12 protein-coding genes are annotated in these 21,035 nt (G+C 34.4%); 6 read left to right on the plus strand and 6 right to left on the minus strand.

Features of this window, described 5'->3' with window-relative positions:
- The first annotated feature begins 293 nt into the window (after nucleotides 1–293).
- From cls to PQF83_RS18460, 3 genes are all read left to right on the plus strand, one after another.
- On the plus strand, nucleotides 294–1,487 hold the full coding sequence (gene cls / locus PQF83_RS18450) for a cardiolipin synthase (protein WP_000465816.1): 1,194 nt from the start codon (nucleotides 294–296) through the stop codon (nucleotides 1,485–1,487).
- 32 nt (nucleotides 1,488–1,519) lie between these two features.
- A complete protein-coding gene (uvsE, locus tag PQF83_RS18455; RefSeq protein WP_000605890.1) occupies nucleotides 1,520–2,473 on the plus strand; it encodes a UV DNA damage repair endonuclease UvsE in 954 nt (317 codons plus the stop codon).
- A 128-nt stretch (nucleotides 2,474–2,601) separates the two neighbouring features.
- On the plus strand, nucleotides 2,602–5,280 hold the full coding sequence (locus tag PQF83_RS18460; protein WP_002163455.1) for a DUF4084 domain-containing protein: 2,679 nt from the start codon (nucleotides 2,602–2,604) through the stop codon (nucleotides 5,278–5,280).
- 17 nt (nucleotides 5,281–5,297) lie between these two features.
- Here PQF83_RS18460 and papR read toward each other — a convergent pair whose 3' ends face one another.
- Nucleotides 5,298–5,444 carry a quorum-sensing peptide PapR gene (gene papR / locus PQF83_RS18465; protein ID WP_000734741.1) on the minus strand — a complete coding sequence of 49 codons (147 nt, stop codon included), beginning with the start codon at nucleotides 5,442–5,444 and terminating at the stop codon, nucleotides 5,298–5,300.
- A gap of 88 nt (nucleotides 5,445–5,532) precedes the next feature.
- Nucleotides 5,533–6,390 (minus strand): transcriptional regulator PlcR, encoded by an 858-nt coding sequence (gene plcR / locus PQF83_RS18470; protein ID WP_000542921.1) that lies wholly within the window; start codon nucleotides 6,388–6,390, stop codon nucleotides 5,533–5,535.
- Nucleotides 6,391–6,805: 415 nt separating this feature from the next.
- Here plcR and PQF83_RS18475 point away from each other — a divergent pair, with 415 nt between their 5' ends.
- The gene (locus PQF83_RS18475; protein ID WP_033671088.1) at nucleotides 6,806–7,129 is read left to right on the plus strand and encodes a bacillolysin; all 324 of its coding nucleotides are present in this window, start codon (nucleotides 6,806–6,808) and stop codon (nucleotides 7,127–7,129) included.
- 12 nt (nucleotides 7,130–7,141) lie between these two features.
- On the opposite strand, the gene PQF83_RS18480 is transcribed toward PQF83_RS18475, so the two are convergent.
- From PQF83_RS18480 to PQF83_RS18495, 4 genes are read right to left on the minus strand one after another with little or no spacing between them, the layout of a single operon-like run.
- Nucleotides 7,142–7,744 (minus strand): response regulator transcription factor, encoded by a 603-nt coding sequence (locus PQF83_RS18480; RefSeq protein WP_000619261.1) that lies wholly within the window; start codon nucleotides 7,742–7,744, stop codon nucleotides 7,142–7,144.
- On the minus strand, nucleotides 7,741–8,871 hold the full coding sequence (locus PQF83_RS18485) for a sensor histidine kinase (RefSeq protein WP_000136743.1): 1,131 nt from the start codon (nucleotides 8,869–8,871) through the stop codon (nucleotides 7,741–7,743). The genes PQF83_RS18480 and PQF83_RS18485 overlap by 4 nt, the downstream gene beginning before the upstream one ends.
- Nucleotides 8,872–9,606: an ABC transporter permease gene (locus PQF83_RS18490; protein ID WP_000646285.1), complete on the minus strand. Its 735-nt coding sequence runs from the start codon at nucleotides 9,604–9,606 to the stop codon at nucleotides 8,872–8,874. It lies immediately after the preceding gene.
- Entirely contained in the window at nucleotides 9,603–10,505 is a 903-nt protein-coding gene (locus PQF83_RS18495) for an ABC transporter ATP-binding protein (protein WP_000411152.1), read from the minus strand. The genes PQF83_RS18490 and PQF83_RS18495 overlap by 4 nt, the downstream gene beginning before the upstream one ends.
- Before the next feature lie 158 nt (nucleotides 10,506–10,663).
- On the opposite strand from PQF83_RS18495, the gene map reads away from it, so the two are divergent.
- On the plus strand, nucleotides 10,664–11,458 hold the full coding sequence (map, locus tag PQF83_RS18500) for a type I methionyl aminopeptidase (RefSeq protein WP_002081265.1): 795 nt from the start codon (nucleotides 10,664–10,666) through the stop codon (nucleotides 11,456–11,458).
- 725 nt (nucleotides 11,459–12,183) lie between these two features.
- The gene (locus tag PQF83_RS18505; RefSeq protein WP_000732694.1) at nucleotides 12,184–20,805 is read left to right on the plus strand and encodes a SpaA isopeptide-forming pilin-related protein; all 8,622 of its coding nucleotides are present in this window, start codon (nucleotides 12,184–12,186) and stop codon (nucleotides 20,803–20,805) included.
- The last annotated feature ends 230 nt before the right edge of the window (nucleotides 20,806–21,035 follow it).

A 21,035-nucleotide genomic window follows, 5' to 3' on the forward strand; every position in this document is an offset into this window, starting at 1 on the left:
TCTCTTTGTAAGCCCTCTTTCTTTTTTTAGAATCTTCAAAAACATATAATTTTCTGAATTTTATCCCCTACCTTCATTATATAATGAGTGAGCATTCAGTCAACAGTTTTTTGTTATACAACAACATATTTTTTAATAAAGCTGTTTATTTCGGTGAAACTATAAAGTGAAACTTTAATCATTAGAAGTTATTTACTCCCTACTAATTATTAGCCCACAAATAACCGAATAAAATGAATGTTTGATTTATAAAAAACAAATGGTGAAAAGACCGTGAAGGAGGGAATTTACTCATGTTCTTCTTATCTCTCTTATTAATAGGTATTGCTCTCTGGATTGTAATTGATCTTTCTTATGGGAGAATTGTTCATTTAAGGCGTGTACGTTCTCGTTCTTTCCCTTTACGTCAAAGTGATTTTCACCTTTATACATACGGAAAAGATTTGTATGACGCTCTATTTACTGATATAAAACAGGCGAAACACCATGTGCACGTTTTGTTTTTCATTGTAAAAAACGATACAATCAGCCGGGAATTTTTAAAGTTACTTATTGATAAGGCAAAGGAAGGAATTGAAGTAAGACTTCTACTCGATCGATTGGGGGGCCATCATTTATCAAACGAGGCCGTTCGCTCCCTACAAAAACATGGTGTCTCTTTTTCATTTTGTCACAAAGTAAAGTTTCCTTTTCCTTTCTTTTCTGCAAATCAAAGAAACCATAGAAAAATTACAGTTATCGACGGGAAAATTGGTTACATTGGGGGATTTAATATTGGTGAAGAGTATTTGGGACATAATGAGCGGTTAGGATTATGGAGGGACTATCATTTACGTCTTACAGGCGAAGGAGTACAAGATTTACAAAAGCAATTTTTACATGACTGGTTTGATGATACAAACCAAAATTTATTGGACGCTTCTCTTTATTTTCCGAAACAGCAACCCGGTACTATCGAACATCAATTTATTCCAACTGATGGTGCCTATTTACAACATACTTTTTTACATTTAATTGAAGGTGCAAAAAAGGAACTCTTTATCGGTACACCCTATTTCATTCCTGGAAGAAAAATTATGAACGCATTATTAGAAGCACGAAAACGCGGGGTTCAAATCACGATTCTCGTTCCAGAAAAAGCGGATCACCCCCTTGTTCGAGAAGCAAAATTCCCATATTGCCGAAAGTTAATACAAGCTGGCTGTAATATTTACGCATTTCAACAAGGTTTTTTTCACGCTAAAGTTATTATAGTTGATGACTATATCTGTGATATCGGAACTGCAAACTTTGATATGAGAAGTTTATATATTAACCATGAAATCAACTGCCTTTTATATGATGAACATTTTATACAAACAGTAAAAAATAAATTCCACGAAGATCTAGAAAATGCGTCATTACTTTCCTTGAAAGATGTTAGTCCGAATTCTCTCATTAATAGAGGCAAAGAATGGATAGGAACAATACTTGCTTTCTTCCTATAGGAAAGATAATGCATAAAGGAGATGTATTCATTATGATTATGCGTTTCGGATATGTCTCACATGCAATGGCACTCTGGGACTGTTCTCCGGCTAAAACGATGACATTTACAAGCTTTCAAAAGCTTAGTAAACAAGAACGAGAAGATAAATTATACGATGTTACGCGGCAGAATCTTGAGCATACAATACGTATTCTTCATTACAATATAGCGCATGAAATTCCATTATATCGCTTATCTTCTTCCATCGTCCCACTTGCAACACATCCCGAAGTCGAGTTTGATTACATCGGATTGTTCACACCGCTTTGGCGTACAATTGGGGCATTAATTAAAGAACATAATTTACGAGTAAGTTTTCATCCGAATCAATTTACACTATTTACAAGCGACAAACCACACATTACGACTAACGCTATTACAGATATGACCTATCATTATAAAGTATTAGATGCAATAGGCATTGCAGATTCTTCTTATATTAACATCCATGTAGGTGGTGCCTACGGAAATAAAGAAAAAGCGGTTGAACGTTTCCATGACAACATAAAAAAACTTCCTGCACATATAAAGAGGCAAATGACACTTGAAAATGATGATAAAACATATACAACTGCTGAAACTTTATCTATTTGCCAAAAAGAAAAGATCCCATTCGTATTTGATTATCACCATCACATGGCAAATCTTTGCGAAGAACCGTTAGAAGAGTTACTTCCTGCAATTTTTGAAACTTGGTCACATACAAATATCGTTCCTAAAGTTCACATTTCCTCTCCTAAATCAAAAAAAGAATTTAGGGCTCACGCGGAATATATTGATTTAGAGTTTATTAAACCTTTCTTACACGTTGCAAAAAAAATCAATCATAATTTCGATATTATGATTGAAAGTAAACAGAAAGATTTAGCGATGCTGCAATTCATACATGAATTATCCTCTATAAGAGGGGTAAAAAGAATAAGTAGCTCAACATTACAATGGTAAATTGTAATGTTGAGCTATTTTTTTCAAAAAAAGTAATTTTTTTAGTAAAAAACACCCTATTTTATATGCTATGATTGGAATTAGCATTTTCCACCTGTGATTCAACTTTATTGAAACGGAGTCATAATATGATTAATCAAAAAAAATACGTACACTTTGTCACGATGTACATAATTATATTTTCTCTTTGGATATTTCTTATCCCTAAGGACTTAAATATAAAAGAAATTGGAATTCTCTTCTTATTTTTTTTCGCTACACTCTTTTCTTGCTATTGCCTATATAAAGCAATTAAGAAAATGAAGCGCGGTGACAAATTATTTTGGGTTTTAGTACTATGCACTTGCCTATGTGGATTGACAATGGAGATAACTCTATTTCTTCATTCACTTTCTATATATGACCAAGTCATATTCTCGTATAAGGCATTGCCCTTTTTTATCGTACAATATATTTTGCTCTTTTCTGGCTTTGCTATAAAGTTCATAAAGCATTACTCTATTAGAGGACTAGCTCAATTTTCATTCGATAGCATCTTTATCGTTATTATGAATATTTATTTTACCTTAACTTTTATTTTGGACATTTCAAGCTTTCGTATGTTAACAACAGATACCTGGGTTTTAATTGGATATTTTATTGCACAATCATTAGTAATCTACGCCGTAATTAGTCTATATAGAAGAGAAGAATATTCTTCTAGCAGAATTTCATTAATTATCGGCTTTACTATTATACTCGTGTACGGATATATACACCTGTTTCAATTAAACGCAGGGATAAAACCTTCTTCTGAAGTCTCTTACTTAATACATACTGCTTCGATTTTATTAATTGGTTTGTCATCCATACTATATATTTTAGATAAACCAATACAGCATGAAACGAAAACAAAATATTATCGGTTTGATTATGTGCGCTTTATATTACCTTATTTTAGTATAATCATTACTTTTTCTTTTATTATCTTTCAACCTTGGGATGATAAGTTCATGTTGATCGGTCTAGTATTATCTCTTATCTTATTATTCTTACGACAACTTTATATGTGGAAAGATAATCAGGCACTAATCGATACATACGAGCAGTTGACTACACAACTAGAAGATAAAGTAGAAGAAGGTGCATCTGCTTTATCAAAAAGTGAACAACGTTATAAATCTTTATTCGAAGATCACCCGGATGCTGTTTTCTCTTTAAATATGTATGGTATTTTCCAGCAGTCTAATACAGCTTGCGAAAGCTTATTTACTGCCTACTATTGTGAAGTAGAAAGCTATTCCCTTTTACACTTTATTGACTCAAAAGACCATGATTTACTAAAGAAAGCTTTACAACTAACGAAAGAAGGTAGACCACAAACTTTAGAAGTTCGCACAAAGGAAAAAGAAGGTTACTACTATTACCTTCACATTACACTCATCCCTACTTTCATAAACAAGGAAGTTGTCGGGATGTTTGGCATAGCACGTGATATTACAACTTTATATGAAAAACAAAAACAAGTAGAACATTTAGCCTTTCATGATGCACTTACCGGATTACCAAATCGCCGTAAGTTTGAAAAAGATTTAAAAAACATTTTAAATACCGCTCAGGCTAGCGCAAATGATGTTGCCGTCATATTTCTTGATTTAGATCGATTCAAAAAAATTAACGATAGACTCGGTCATGACGTCGGAGACTTGTTATTAATTGAAGTAGCAAAACGATTACGCAGTTGCCTACGTTCAAAAGATGTCGTTGCTCGCCAAGGCGGAGATGAGTTTACAATTCTATTACCAGATATGTACTCAGAAAAAAGTGCGGCCTTTATAGCTGAACAGATTTTAAATATTTTAAACAAACCATTCTTCATTAAAGATGAAGAACTGTCTATTACACCAAGTATCGGAATTGCAATGTACCCTGATTGTGGAACTGATGTAACAGCATTAATGAAAAATGCTGATATGGCTATGTATCGCGCGAAAGCAAATGGAAAAAACCGATTTGTTTTCTTCTCAAAAGAAATGAGTATCGCTCAAAATGAGAGTAACTTCTTAGAAGGAGAACTTTCAAAAGCATTACAACAAAATGAATTTTTCCTTGAATACCAGCCACAAGTAAGCACAAAAACAAAACAAGTTATTGGTTTTGAAGCATTAATTCGTTGGAAACATCCAAAGCTCGGTATCGTATCCCCAGCCCAATTTATCCCTCTAGCAGAGGAAACTGGATTCATTATTGAACTTGGAAATTGGATTTTACGTACTGCTTGCTTAGAAGCGAAAAGATGGCATAATCAAGGTTTCTCTCACTTAAAAGTCGGTGTAAATTTATCTGTAGTTCAATTTAATCATGCAGATTTAATCCCAACTATTTCAAAAGTTTTAGAAGAAACAGAGTTACAACCAGAAGCACTAGATATCGAAATTACAGAAAGTATCGCCATTAACCAAAATCAATCTGTAGTTGCAAAACTAGAACAACTTCAAAATCTCGGTATTCAAATTTCAATTGATGACTTTGGAACTGGTTATAGTTCTTTAGCTTATTTAACAAAATATCCAATTAACACATTAAAAATTGCTCGAGAATTTATTTGCGGAATTACAACTAGTCCTTTAGAGGAAGCGATTATTTCTTCCATTATTACACTATCAAAAGAACTAAATTTAGAAGTTATCGCAGAAGGTGTAGAAACCGAAGAACAATGGAAGTTTTTATATGAGCAAAACTGTGACCACATTCAAGGATTCTTTATTAGCAAGCCCGTTTCTAGTAAAGACGTTTGGAGGTTACTCCACAAAAAAACAACCGTCTAAGTAAGACGGTTGTTTTTTTAATATTCAAAAGGTAGGTCCGAAGCTAATTGTACCTCTTGATCATTATGAGAAATTACTTGGCTTTTCTCTAAAGCTGTATCTGTTAATGAAATACCCCATGCCATTGCTAACGTTAATAAACTACCAATAAGTAATTTTTTCATATTCCATCACCCACATTTTTTCTTTTAATATATCATGAAAGTTTATCCATGCCGTATGCAATTATGCATATCCATTTTTTAGGGTTATTCATTCATTGATTTTATTTACGATTGCCTCTTTATATGCATGCATTTCTAATATATCAAAAAAGAAACTTGCTTTCTTATATGTATCTTCAATCTCTGCCTCATCATACTCCAACCTTTCTAGACATTCACCTCTTTGATAGTACAGCTGCCCAATTAATGCCATACTATTAATTCGGCAAGATATTTCAATCGCCTTATTCACTTGATATAAGGCTTGTTCATATTGATTATCTAAGTATAGTGCTTTTGCATGATTATATCTTACCTTCACGTCGAATTCTTCATTATCATGCAATGACTCTAATTGTTTCAATATACCTTCAAATAACTCAATACTCTTCTTAAAATAGCCATTTTCAGCATAAATATTTGCGATTGCATTTTCTATATAGAGGTTTTGGTATACATCTATTCCAGCTAGTTGTTGGTTTAACAATTTTTTCAATTCTAAAATACAATATTCGTAATCAATTTTCTTCAACATGTAAGCTGCTACATGATATTGCCATTGAAGAAACTGCTGGAATTCGGGATGATATTCTTCCTTTTTCAGCTCATTCCATACTCTATTATAAATCTCTTTATATTTTTTTTGCTTACATAGCGTAATGACTTGATCTTTAAACTGCTTTTTTCTCTCAATATCTGAATAAATGAGTACCTCATAAAAATGAATAATGGGAACTTGTAACTTTGCTGCAATACCTTGCAATATATCCATACTTGGGTATACTGCGCCTGATTCAATTCGGCTCACTTCCGATTGATGACATATGTTCTCGGATAACTGTTTTTGTGTTAATCCCCGCATTACCCTAATTTTCTTAATTTCACTTCCTAATTTTTCTGCGTGCATACTTACTCACCATCCCATTATAACAATATAATTTGTTAAGTTGTCATACCACTACAATAATGTGAGTTCGACAATTTTTGACATGAAATAATGCATAATATATATAAAATTCGGCAAATTCTTCATACAATTCGTCTCACATATAATAATAGATTAGTAGTTTTATAAATAAATTATAGAAGATTCGTCCGTGCCTTCGTTACATTCGGTCTTCTTTTTCCTTTATTAGCAGTAGCAGAAGTTATTCACACCCAAGAATTAGACAGAAATGAAGTAAAATTTGAAATTACTTAGCCTAATTTAACGCTTAAAAAATTACACAACCTCAAAATGATACGAAAAAAACATACTGAAAAAGTATTTAAAAGGTGAGATAAATGAGGCACAAGCTCAACAAAAGTGAATGACAACTGAAATGAATATCGATTCCCAACCTACAAATAAAGCAACAAAAGAAAATCAAACCGAAGCTCGCCTTGCACAAACATATAAAAACTATAAAGTATATGGCCAAGATCTCATTGTAAAAGTAGATAAAAATGGAGTAATCACAACTATTAGTGGTAAAGTTGTCCAAAACTTAGATCAACAACCTAATCTTACTATAACAAATTTTTTGTCGAAAAATGAAGTAAAATCTAAATTACACGATATACTTCAAATCCTGAGCGATGCGACTGTGACGAAACTCTCTATTGAAATACTTGTTTATAAGAAAAAAGAAGTTTACCATTCATAGGTAAACTTCTTTTCATATCCATCCCTTTTCTTCCGCAATTGTAATTGCCTCAATTCTATTTTTCGCATCAAGCTTCGTTAATACTTCAGAAATATAATTACGTACTGTACCTGGCGAAAGATAAAGTGCCTTTGCGATTTCATTTGCCGTCTTTCCCTCTTTCGCAAGTAGCAATACTTCTTTTTCACGATCTGATAACGGATTTTGCTCCTGCCATAAGCCGAACATTAAATCTTGAGAAATCTCTCGTTTACCTTTCATTACGTTGCGAATCGATGCAGCTAAATCCTCGCTTGGGCTATCTTTTAATAAATATCCGTGCACACCAGCTTTCATTGCTCGTTCAAAATATCCAGGACGCGCAAATGTCGTTAAAATCATTACCTTGCACGCTGAATTTTCTTTCTTTAACGTTTCCGCAACATCTAATCCACTTTGAATTGGCATTTCAATATCCATAATGCTTACATCAGGCTTTAACGATTCAATTAGTTTTAGCGCCTCTTCCCCGTTTGCAGCCTGCCCAATTACTTCAATATCATCTTCTAGATCGAGTAGGGCTCCTAACGCACCACGAAGCATTCGCTGATCTTCTGCAATAATAATTCGAATCATGCCTTCACCTCATCTTTTCCTGTTCTAATAACAACTGGAACTTTTACTGTTAATAGTGTTCCTGGATTAATCGTACCCAGTTCAACAAATCCATCAATAAGAGCGATTCGCTCCTTCATACCACGAATACCATTCCCATCGTGATTTTGATCCGCTAAACCAATTCCGTTATCTTCTACTGTCAAAATCAATTCACCTTGTAATTCTCGTACAGAAACTATGCACCGCGTCGCCTTACTATGCTTTACAACATTCGTAACAGCTTCACGTAAACACATTCCTAAAATATTTTGTTCAATGGGTGATAGCGAACTTGCACTCGTTTCTTGTTTGATCTCTAATTCAATATTAGCAGCTTGTAAGATCGCTTTTATTTGCTCAAGCTCTTCTTCTACCGTAATCATGCGCATATCAGAAATTAATTCCCTTAGCTGTTTTAAAGCAGTTCGAGATGTTTGTGTAATCTCCTTCGCTTCCGTACTTGCGCGCTCTGGATTTTTGACGATTAGCTTTTCAACAAGCTGACTTTTCAACGTAATAAGAGATAGCGTATGCCCGAGCGTGTCATGAAGATCCCTTGCAATACGCTGCCTCTCTTCACGTTTTACTAAGTCCTTAATTTGCTCATTCGCTTCGTTTAATTGATTTCTTAACATCTTTTTCTGGTTAAAATTGCGCATACCAAATGGTGTAAGAAGCATTAAAATAAACATCGGAACGATATTTACTAAACTTGTCGGTGTTAGTTGATTCATATTTATAAATACAAATACTCCAAGCATTACAACTAACAAACATAGTAATATCCGAAATACTTTCTTACTTGGTGCAAACCCCATTGCACTTGCTGTGAAAAAGCCAAAGAATATCATGAAGGGATTATAAAATAAAGCAAATAAAAGCGTAAGTATCATTTGAATACAAGCCCACAAAATGAACGTCTTCTGAACAAAATAAAGTTGACGGTATGTGATCATGAAAACTATCAACATACCGCTTCCTATTACAAGCTTCCATCCCGATACTTGTGTTAAATTATAAATTGGAAATAACAAATAAACGAGCCACATATACGGAAAGAATCCCATATGTTTCGGAAAAATCTCAATCCTCTTCTTCTCTGTCATTTATACCGCTTCCTGTCTTTTTCTTATATATATTGATACTACAACAAATATAAGGAAATAACCTCCTAGTACCGCGATATTTTCCCATCCAATTGATTTTCCAGCTACAATGTCCCACGCACCACTTCCGAAATGATATGTCGGTGTCCATTCACCAATTGTTCTCAATATTTTTGGAAATACTTCAATCGGCATCCATAGCCCACCAATTACAGCTAAGCTCATATTTAAAATATTCGCTAAGCCAGCAGCTGCATCAGCCTTCTTAATAGAACCTATTACTGTTCCTAATGCTAAAAATGGTGTTACCCCTAACAATAACCATAATCCAGCACCAATCCACTGCCCTACCGTTAACTCCACATGATTAATTAATATCCCTGCAATAAAGATAACTAATATTGAAAAAGCATTTACTACTGTTTGAGCAATGATCTTTGCTGTTAAATATGCACCTTCTGGAAGTGGCGTAATTTTTAAAAGATGTGTCCATCCCTGCCCTTTTTCTTGAGAAATTCTTACACCGAAACTAAACAACGCAGTCCCTACAATACTGAAAGTTGCCATTGAAATTAAATAATGCGCCTTCCATGCATCACCGTTTTGCGGTACTTGAATAACGTTTGTGAAAATGTAATAAAACATAACTGGCATTAATAATGAGAAAAAGATAAATAATTTATTACGGAATGTACGTAAAATTTCTATTTTGCATTGCATCCATAGTGCTTTCATGCTATTTCTCCCTTCTGATTTGCGACAAACTGTTCAAATGCTTCATCAAGCCTTCCACGTTCAACGGAAACGTCTGTTACAGGTAAATTCTTTTTATAAATTGCTTGTAAAGTTGCATCGGTATCCTCAGTTGTTAAGATGAAACGCCCTTCATTTGACTGTACTTCTGTTACATTCGGCAACTCCTTTAGTACACTCTTAGGAATTTTTTCTTTCGAATAAAACGAAATCGTTTTTCGAGAAATCGTTGCTTTCATCTCATCTGGTGTACCGTCTGCGATAATCTTTCCATTCGCAAACAGTAAAATACGATTTGCCAATACATCTGCTTCTTCTAAATAGTGCGTCGTTAAAATAATTGTTTTCCCTTCACTTGCTAACTTTCGAATCGTTTCCCAAAACGTTCTTCGAGACGTAATATCCATTCCAACTGTCGGCTCATCTAAAAATAACAAGTCTGGATTTCCTGCAAGTGCGAGTGCAAAGTTTAACCTTCTCTTTTGACCTCCTGATAATTTCTCACATCTTTGCTTTCGCTCCGATTCTAAATTTGATAACTGTAGTAACGTTTCTTTCGCTACCGGATTCGTATAATAGCTACGGAATAACTCAATTGCTTCTTCCACTGTAATGCTATCAATGACACTTACTTCTTGTAACATCGCACCGAGGCTATTACGAACATCTCTATGCTTTGGACTCTTTCCGAATATAGAAACCGTTCCTTCCGTTGGATCCTTTAATCCAAGCATCATCGACATCGTCGTCGTTTTCCCTGCACCATTCGGTCCAAGCAATGCTACGATTTCTCCTTTATTCACATGAAATGAAACGTTATTTACTGCTTTTTTATGTTTAAATGTTTTAGAAACACTATTTACTTCAATAATCTTTTCCATCTCTCCACCCCCGCTGTTTCTTATATTTACATTGTATTCCTTGGAAAACTTAGGAAACAGTATGATGCGTCATGACATCGATATGACAATTGTCATGTATTCTTTATGAGAGGAATCAATCCACCATACTGCAAGCGAGTAGCAGGACGAAAATAAACATGATACAATCGGGTAAGATATATATTCGAGGAAGGACAGTGGTTTTCATGATTATTCGTAATGAACAAGATTTAGAAGGCTTACGAAAAATCGGCCGCATCGTTGCGCTTGCACGTGAAGAAATGAAAAAAGAAGCGAAGCCAGGTATGACAACGAAAGAGCTTGATTTGATTGGCAAAAAAGTATTAGATGAGCATGGTGCTATTTCTGCGCCTGAAAAAGAATATGATTTCCCTGGCGTAACTTGCATCAGTGTAAATGAAGAAGTTGCTCACGGTATTCCAGGTGATCGTGTATTAAAAGAAGGCGACCTTGTAAATGTCGACGTATCTGCAGCACTTGATGGTTATTATGCAGATACAGGTATTTCATTTGTACTTGGAGAAGATGAAGCAAAAGAAAAGCTTTGCCAAGCAGCTGTTGATGCCTTTTGGGCAGCAATGAAAAAGGTGAAAGCTGGTTCAAAACAAAACCAAATTGGTCGTGCCGTTTCAAACTTTGCACATAAAAATGGATACAATGTTATTCAAAATTTAACTGGTCACGGTATTGGTCTTAGCTTACATGAAGCACCAAACCACATTTTAAGCTATTTTGATCCAATGGATAATGCGCTTCTAAAAGACGGTCTTGTTATCGCTGTAGAGCCATTCATTTCTATGAAAGCTGATCACATTATCGAACGTGGCGATGATGGTTGGACATTCGTTACACCTGATAAAAGCCTTGTTGCACAATGTGAACATACAGTTGTCGTAACACGTGGCGAACCGATTATTTTAACAGAAGTATAAAAAAGAACCGCTTCTTACTAAGAAGCGGTTCTTTTTACATACTTTTTTGAAAAGAAGCAATACGGTTGAACTCTTTTTCATTTACGTATATAATTTTTAACGAAGGTTTGATGATTATCTCTTATAGAAGATAATCAAGGGAGTACCTTCTTTTTTTATTTAACAGCATCGATTAAAGTAATGCGTTCTATTTATTATAAGACGCTGTCTTCACTTTAATCTACGAATTGTATACTCCTTTAGATAGTACATATTTTCTTCATTCTGACCAAATTCAAGCTACATGTTATCACTACCTCAATACGAAAGAACTTTTTACAATGAGATACATTATTTTGGTTAGTATGTATCGTAAAACTCACCTTTATAACGATTCTTTACACATTGCAAGAATACAAATCCTTATAAAATAGTTTAAGCATTTCACTGCATATTTTTTGTATGTACCTATTTTATAAAGAACCACATAACAACTCGCATTCTATAAAGGTCTGATATCATTCCTTATCAGCACTTCATTCGACATTTTTTGTCGAAATTTGTATATTAACTCCCTATATTATTAAAATATACATTTGTTTTACGTTACAAGACATCAATATGAACACTTTTTCTATAAGGGTATACGTAGTAAAGGAGGCATCACATAAAGCACATTGATCTATGACAAATAATCTCTTCATAAAGCATTGTTATGCAATAGAAGGATTCATAAAGGAGGCACAATGAAAAAACTTTTCAATATATGTTTAATTGTATTCGTACTATTTTCGCAACTTGCTAGTTTTCCAGACAATCAAGTAAAAGCAGAAACCTTAGCAGGGAATTCATTATTTGACACTGTTGAAATGAAAGATGCAACAAATCATATTATTGACGAAGCATTAAATCCTAAAAACTTAATAAAAGTAGGATCAACCATTCACCTAGAATATGCTTGGTCAATAAAAGATCAACAAACAGACTCAGCAGTGCTCCAAATACCTAACGCATTAAAAGTAAAAAGTGACCAACAGGGAAATCTGATGGCAGAGCAACAAATTATTGGTCAATATTTTGTTAAAGCAAACGATAACAAAATGAAACTAGTATTTAACGACCAAGTAAAAGATTCCAAAGGTGCTAACGGAAAAATCAGTATTGATGCAGTATTCAATCCAGATTTAAAATCTGGTGCAAAATCTGTTCAACTCTCTTTCCCTTTAGGTGCAACAGCTAAGCCTATTTCAGTTCCTGTTCAAGTAGATAACCCGGCTTCACCTACTACGGATAAGGATACTGCTCAACAACCTGCAGAAGAGCAAAAAGATGGTGATGCTCAACAACCTGCAAAAGAGCAAAAGAATGGCGATACTCAACAACCTGCGGAAGAGCAAAAGAACGGTGATGCTCAGCAACCTACGGGAGAGCAAAAGAACGACGATGCTCAGCAACCTACGGAAGAGCAAAAAAACGGTGATGCTCAACAACCTACGGAAGAGCAAAAAAACGGTGATGCTCAGCAACCTACGGAAGAGCAAAAGAACGGCAATGCTCAACAACCTACGGAAGAGCAAAAAAATGGTGATAACACAACAGAACAACCTGTTGATAATCCCGACCCATCACCTAAGCAAATTACAGAAAATATTTTAACAGGTGTCACACTAACGGACAAAGACGGTAAGCCATTCAATGATACGGATAATCGTCCAAGTCCAGATTCTATTACTAAAATTGATTTTACATGGGAAATTTTAGAGTCCCTAAACGTCAAAAAAGGTGATTACTACACTTTCCAACTCCCAGAATACTTTATTGTCCACAATACCATTACAGAAGATTTAATAGATGGTGAAGGACATACGATTGGATCATTCGTTGTTACGCCTGATGGCAAAGTAACGATGACTTTTAACGAATATGTTGAAGATCATCCTAATATAGCTGGAGATTTAAATATTCGTACGGAGTTTAATGAAGTAAAAATTACAGGGACTACCGAAAAACAAATTCCATTCCCTATTAAAGAAAAAGACGTTATTATTGAGCTTGATTTCAAGCCTAAAGTAACAAAATCTATAGATAAAAAAGGTGTACCTGATAGACCAATTAATACGAATCAAATTAATTGGAAAGTAGAAATGAACAAGACAAAAGATAAGCTTACAAATGCCGTCTTTGAAGATGACATTCCAAATGGGGCTAGTCTCAACGAAGATTCTATTAAGGTCTACTATTTGGAAGTAGATATTAACGGGAAAACAACTCGTGGTGCAGAAGTTCCTAAAGAAGAATATGAACTTACTTCATCCTCTAATAAATTAAATATCGCTTTCAAAAAAGAAACGAATAAAGCATATGAAATTGAATATGCAACAAAGATTACAGATGAAAGTGTTACTAGTTTCAAAAACAACGCAAAAGTATCCAGTGATAATCAAGGTAGTGTAGCTGCGAATGCCACTGTAACTGTTTCACGCGGTACACATCTTGAGAAAACTAGTAAGTACAATCCAAAAACACAAACAATCGAATGGACAATCACTTATAACGGTGATCAGAGAGATATTAAAAAAGCTGATGCGCTTTTAAAAGATGTTTTGGATAAATCTCATAAAGTTGATAAAAATTCTATCGTGGTAAAAAATGCTTCTTATGATGATGCAGGAAAACTTGTTACAGGTGACAACGCCACAAACTTTACTGTAAAAGAAACTGATGAGGGATTTGATTTACAGTTTAATGAAGATATTAATAGTGCCTATGTGATTACTTATACATCGAAAGCTACGAATGATGTCATAAAAGATGGCGAAATCGAAAATAAAATTATTGCAGATGGTAAATGGAATCAAACAAACAAAGTTACGTTAAAACAACAAAATATCATAAAGAAACATAATAAAAAAGATACAGATTACAATAAGAAAACAACAACATGGACAATTATTGTAAATGATAACAACTACGTGTTAAACGATGCTGTTATCAAGGATACGTTTGACTATGGTGGCTTAATGTTACAAAAAGATAGTTTCAAAATTACAGACGGCTCGAGAACGCTTGATCCAAATTTTGATTACACACTTGATGTAACAGATAAGGGATTTGAAGTGAAACTAACTGGTGATTATAAGTCTAATATGGATAAAACTTTAACTATCACATACACAACAGACTTTAATTATGAAAATTTATCCAAAGAGAATGATAATAAATCATTCAAAAATACAGCAAATTTATCATGGATAGACATAAATAATAAAAAGAACAACAGTTCATCTGATGATACATTTGATCCTGATTACTACACAAAAGGAAACGGATTTAAATACGGTTCTTACAATGCCCAAACGAAAGAAATTAAATGGGACATAGGGTTTAACTATAATAATAGACCGATTAAGGATCCTTCTATCGTTGATATATTAAGAGATAACCAAAAATTAATACCGGAATCTATTGAAGTTCGACATATGAAATTAACTGGTGGTGCACATGGATTTGAAGTAGGCGATCCTGTTCCTCCTAGCGAATATACGATAGAAAATCCAACAAAAGATAACAACAATACATTAACGGTTCATTTTAAAAACGAAATTAATTCTGCATATTATATTAGCTTTAAAACTTCACTTGCAGGTGAACAAATTAATAAGCGCTACGATAATTATGCCGATTTAAAAGATGGATCGAAAACTGTTACTACTATCCATGGTGCATTTGAGATCAAAAACGGTGGTAGCGGTGTTACGAAAACAGCAAAACAAAATGACAAGTATATTGATTGGAGTGTTTCCATTAATCCGAGTCAATCAACTATTGAAAATGCTGTCGTAACAGATAACCCAACAGACAATCAAATTCTTGATGAAAAGTCCTTCCACCTATATCCAACAACAGTAGCCGTGGATGGCACTTTAACAAAAGATACAGCAAATGAATTAAAAGAAGGAACAGACTATAAACTCAAAGTAACAACAGACAACGATACAGGAAAACAACAGTTTAAAGTTGAATTTCTTCATACCATTAATCGAGCTTATATTTTAGAATATCGCTCACTCATTAATGCAGACAATAATGAGACAGTGAGTAATAAAGTGAAGATTACTGGTAATCGTTTAACATTAACTCAGGTTGAAACAACAGAAGAAAAGGTAGTTAAAGTATCTTCTGGATCTGGGGGTGGTTCTGCTAATAAAGGACGCGGAAGTCTTCAAATTATAAAGGTTGATGACAAAGATAGAAAAGTACCATTAGCCGGAGCAGAATTTACTTTATATGATCAGACAGGCACAACCGCTATTCGTTCAATTACAACAGGTGATGACGGCGTCGCCAAGTTTAACAACTTACGACGTGATAAATATTTAATTAAAGAAACAAAAGCACCTCAAGGTTATGTAATTAGTAAAGAATTAAAAGAAGGTATACTTGTCGAGCTAGGTTCTGAAGAAATTACAAAATATACTCTTACAAATAAAAAGTTTGTTGGGAAAGTAGTACTTACAAAAACTGATGCTACGAGTAGAGAGAGACTTGAACATGCTGTTTTCTCTTTACTGGATCAAAACAAACAGGTTATTCCTGAACATAAAGAATTAATAACAAATGATAAAGGACAAATTACTGTAGATCATTTAAAACCAGGAACTTACTACTTACAAGAAACAAAGGCTCCTGAGCATTATAAATTAGATGATCGACTGATTGAGGTTAAAATCGCGGAAGATCAAACAACAGTAATAAACCGCACTGCAACAAACAGCTTGATTCCAGGTTCGGCCATTTTAACAAAAGTCGATAAAGATGGAAAAACTTTAGCAGGTGCGGAGTTCAGTGTACGGGACCGAAAAAACAAAATAATCCCCGGCTATGGAAAATTAACGACAAATGATCAGGGACAAATCGAAGCAACAAATTTACGTCCTGGAGACTATCAATTTGTTGAAGAAAAGGCTCCTAAAGATTACGACATAGATAAAACACCAATTGAGTTTACAATTGTAAAAAGTCAACAGAAGGCAGTTACTGTTACTGCGACAAATCACCTCATTAAAGGTGGCGTCACTTTAACAAAAACTGATGATATCGATGGTACAGCTCTTGCAGGTGCTATATTTAAAATTGTCGATGCTAATGATGAAAAGAAAGTCATTCGCGAAAATGTAACAACTGGTGCGGATGGTAAAGTAACTGTTAAAGACTTAGAGCCTGGTACGTATAAATTTATTGAAACAGAAGCTCCTAAGGATTATGTGTTAAATACAAATCCTATCGAGTTTACAATCGATAAAAGCCAACAGTCTTTTGCTACTGTTACGGCAACTAACAGTTTAAAAACAGGAGAAGTTGAATTATTAAAAGTTGATGAATTCGGTGATAAAAAACCTCTTGCAGGTGCCGTATTTAAAATTGTTGATGTAAATAATAATGATGTTCGTACTGACTTAACTACAGATGCTGATGGAAAAACAAAAGCTGATAAGCTACGTCCTGGTACGTATAAATTTATTGAAACAGCTGCTCCTGAACACTACGTTTTACGAGCAGAACCTATTGAATTTACAATCGATAGAAGTCAGAAAGAAACTCTACTTGTGAAAGCTGAAAATGCTTTAAAACCAGGAGATGTTGAATTAACAAAAGTTGATGATATCGATGGTACAGCTCTTGCAGGTGCTGTATTTAAAATTGTCGATGCTAATGATGAAAAGAAAGTCATTCGCGAAAATATAAAAACTGGTGCGGATGGTAAAGCTATCGCTACTGGCTTACGCCCTGGCGATTATAAATTTATCGAAGTAACAGCACCAAAGTATTACGATAAAAATACAAATCCGATTAAATTTACAATCACAGAAAGTCAAACGACGTCGGCTACTGTTACTGCTAAAAACAGCTTAACAAAAGGCGGTATTGAATTAACAAAAGTGAATGCTGCAGATGAAAAGGAAACACTTGAAGGTGCGGTATTTAAAATTGTTAATAGAGATACAAATGAAGATGTTCGTGCGGAACTTGTTACGAATAGTGAAGGAAAGTTAGTTGTAGACGACTTACGTCCTGGTAACTATAAACTTATCGAAACAAAGGCCCCAACTTATTACGATGTAAATGTAGAACCAATTGAATTTACAATCGAAAAAGGACAACAAAAACTTCTTCCACTTACATTTAAAAATAGTTTAACGAAAGGAAAAGTTAAACTTATTAAAGAAGATGATGTGGAAAGTAGTATCGCTCTTGCTGGAGCAGTGTTCACATTACAAGACGCAACTGGCAAAGAAATTGCGAAAGATTTAAAAACAGATGATTACGGAGTACTAGTTATTCCTGATTTAGCACCAGGAGATTATCAATTTATTGAAACATCAGCTCCTGAACATTATAAATTAGATCAAACACCTATTAAGTTCACAATTAAAAAAGGTAGCAAGGATGATCTTCCAGTCCCTGTCACTGTAACAAATAGTTTACTTACAGGTGGCGTTACTTTAACAAAAGTTGATGACATTGATGGCGTTACTCTTGAAGGCGCAGAATTTATCATTGTTGATGCTCATGATACGAAAAAGGTAGTTCGTAAAGGATTAACTACCGATGAACATGGTAAAGTTTCTGCTTCTGATTTACGTCCAGGTGACTATCAATTTATTGAAGTAAAAGCTCCAAAAGACTATGACTTAAGACAAGATCCTATTCCATTCACTATTGGAAAAAGTCAAAAAGAAAATATTAGCGTTACCGCTACTAACAGCTTAACGAAGGGTGGCGTCATTTTAACCAAAATCGATGACATCGATCGTACAATGCTGAAAGGTGCAATCTTTAAAATTGTTGATATGAATGGTAACGACGTTCGCACAAACCTTGGTACAGATAAAAATGGAAAAATTTCCGTTTCTGATTTACGTCCTGGAGACTATCAGTTCATTGAAACAAAGGCTCCTGAGCACTATGTATTAGACGAAACACCGATTCCATTTACAATTGAAAGAAGTCAAACGAAAAAAATTACTGTTACGGGTAAAAACACGTTGAAAAAAGGTAGCGTGGAATTAACAAAGATTGATGATATCGATACAAACACTAAACTTGCTAATGCTGTATTTGATTTATTAGATGCAGACGGACAGCTAGTTGAAAAAGGTTTAAAAACAAATAATGAAGGGAAAATTGTTGTTGAAAACCTACGTCCTGGCACGTATCAATTCGTTGAGACAATCGCTCCTGAACATTACGATTTAAATAAAAAACCGATCAAATTTACAATTAAGAAAAGCCAAACTGAAACGCTTCATGTTACGGCTAAAAACGCTCTAACAAAAGGTGGCGTTGAACTTTCTAAAGTAGATGACATCGATGATACTAAACTTGAAGGTGCTGTATTTAACATTGTTGATATGAACGGTACTGTAATTCATAAAGATCTTGTTACAAATAATAAAGGAAAAATCGAAATCGATGACCTACGTCCGGGTGATTATCAATTCATCGAAACGAAAGCACCTAAGCATTACGTTTTAGATGAAACGCCAATCCATTTCACTATTGAAAAAGGACAGAAGAAAGCTATTTCTTTAACTGCTAAAAATAGCTTACAACAAGGTAGTATTGAACTACTTAAAGTAGATGATCTAAACGATCAAATGAAACTTTCTGATGCGGTATTTAATTTACTAGACCAAAACGGAAAAGTGCTTAAAACAGATTTAAAAACAAATAATGAAGGAAAGATCGTTGTTGAAAATTTACGTCCTGGTACGTATCAATTTGTCGAAACAACCGCTCCGAAACATTATGATTTAGACAAAAAGCCAATTGTAGTTACAGTTGAAAAAAGCCAAAAAGATATTGCTACTGTTACTATGAAAAATAGTTTAACTAAAGGTGGCGTTGAACTTTCTAAAGTCGATGACGTCGATGGTACTACTCTTGAGGGTGCTGTATTTAACATTGTTGATATGAAGGGTACTGTAATTCGCAAGAGTCTTACTACCAATTCACAAGGTAAAATTAGCGTTCCTGACCTACGTCCGGGTGATTATCAATTCATCGAGACAAAGGCTCCGAAACATTACGATTTAAATAAAGAACCAATTCCTTTCACTATCGAGAAAGGACAAGCCGAACCGATTTCTGTTACTGCTAAAAATAGTTTAACTAAAGGTGCGGTAGAACTTTCTAAAATGGATGATATCGACGGTACGGCTCTTGAAGGTGCGGTATTTAAAATTGTTGATATGAACGGCAATGACGTTCGTACTGGCATTACGACAGATGCGAAAGGGAAAGTTTCTATTCCTGATTTACATCCTGGAGACTATCAATTTATTGAAACAAAAGCTCCTAAGCACTATAAACTAGATGCTACACCAATTAAATTTACAATTGAGAAAAGCCAAGCAGAGAAGTTACAAGTCACTGCTAAGAACAGCTTAATTGAAGGTGCGGTAGAGTTAATTAAAGTGGATGATATAAATCCAGATACAAAACTTTCTGATGCAGTATTTAACATCATTGATGCGAAAGGTAAAATTGTTCGCACAAATTTAACTACTGATAAAGACGGGAAAGTTTCTGCTTCTAATTTAAGACCAGGAGATTATCAATTCGTGGAAACGAAAGCTCCGAAACATTATGATTTAAATAAAACACCTATTCCTTTCACTATCGAGAAAAGCCAAACAACTCACGTTTCTGTTACTGCTAAAAATGGCTTAACTAAGGGTGGCGTTGAATTAACGAAAGTTGACTCTTTAGATGCGAAAGAAACGCTAGAAGGTGCGGTATTTAAAATTACTGATATGAACGGTAATGATATTCGTACGAATTTAGTTACCAATAAAGACGGAAAAATCATCGCTAAAGACTTACAACCTGGAGACTATCAATTTATTGAAACGAAAGCTCCTGAAGGCTATCAATTAGATGCATCACCAATAAGCTTTACAATTGAAAAAGCCCAAGCTGCACCACTACAAATTACAGTTTCAAATAAAAAGATTGAATCTTCATCAGGTGGAGATAATGAATCAATTACTCCTCCGAATAAAGAAGAGAAACCAGGTAAGGAAACTTCCGAAGAACTAGAAAAAGGAAATCCTGAAACACCTGGTACAGAAACTTCTGAAGAACTAGAAAAGGGAAATCCTGAAGCACACGGTAAAGGAACTTCCGAAGAACTAGAAAAAGGTAACCCTGAAACACAAATAAACAAACAGCAAGATGACCGAAATACGGGTAAAGAACTTCCAAATACAGGTCACAAAAAAGATTCTACTCAAACAGTAGGTATCTTACTTCTACTAGCTGGTTTGTTAAGTATTTTAGCTACAAAACGCAAAAAATATTATTAATAGTTTTTCACACCCCATCAAGTGAATATTTGATGGGGTGTTTTTTTATACAAAAAAGGACGATACATAGAGTATCGTCCTTTTAACGGGGTGAGGCTGTCCAAAAGTACGGAAAACCTTTGAACAGCCTCGTATTTTCATATGGATGCCTTACATATATCACTGATGATAATTATGAAATGCGGAAACATATTTATCATCACATGATTCAAACACGAGAAAAGAAACCC

The sequence above is a fragment of the Bacillus sp. FF-1 genome, from assembly GCF_028548245.1.
Taxonomy (GTDB): Bacteria; Bacillota; Bacilli; order Bacillales; family Bacillaceae_G; genus Bacillus_A; species Bacillus_A paranthracis.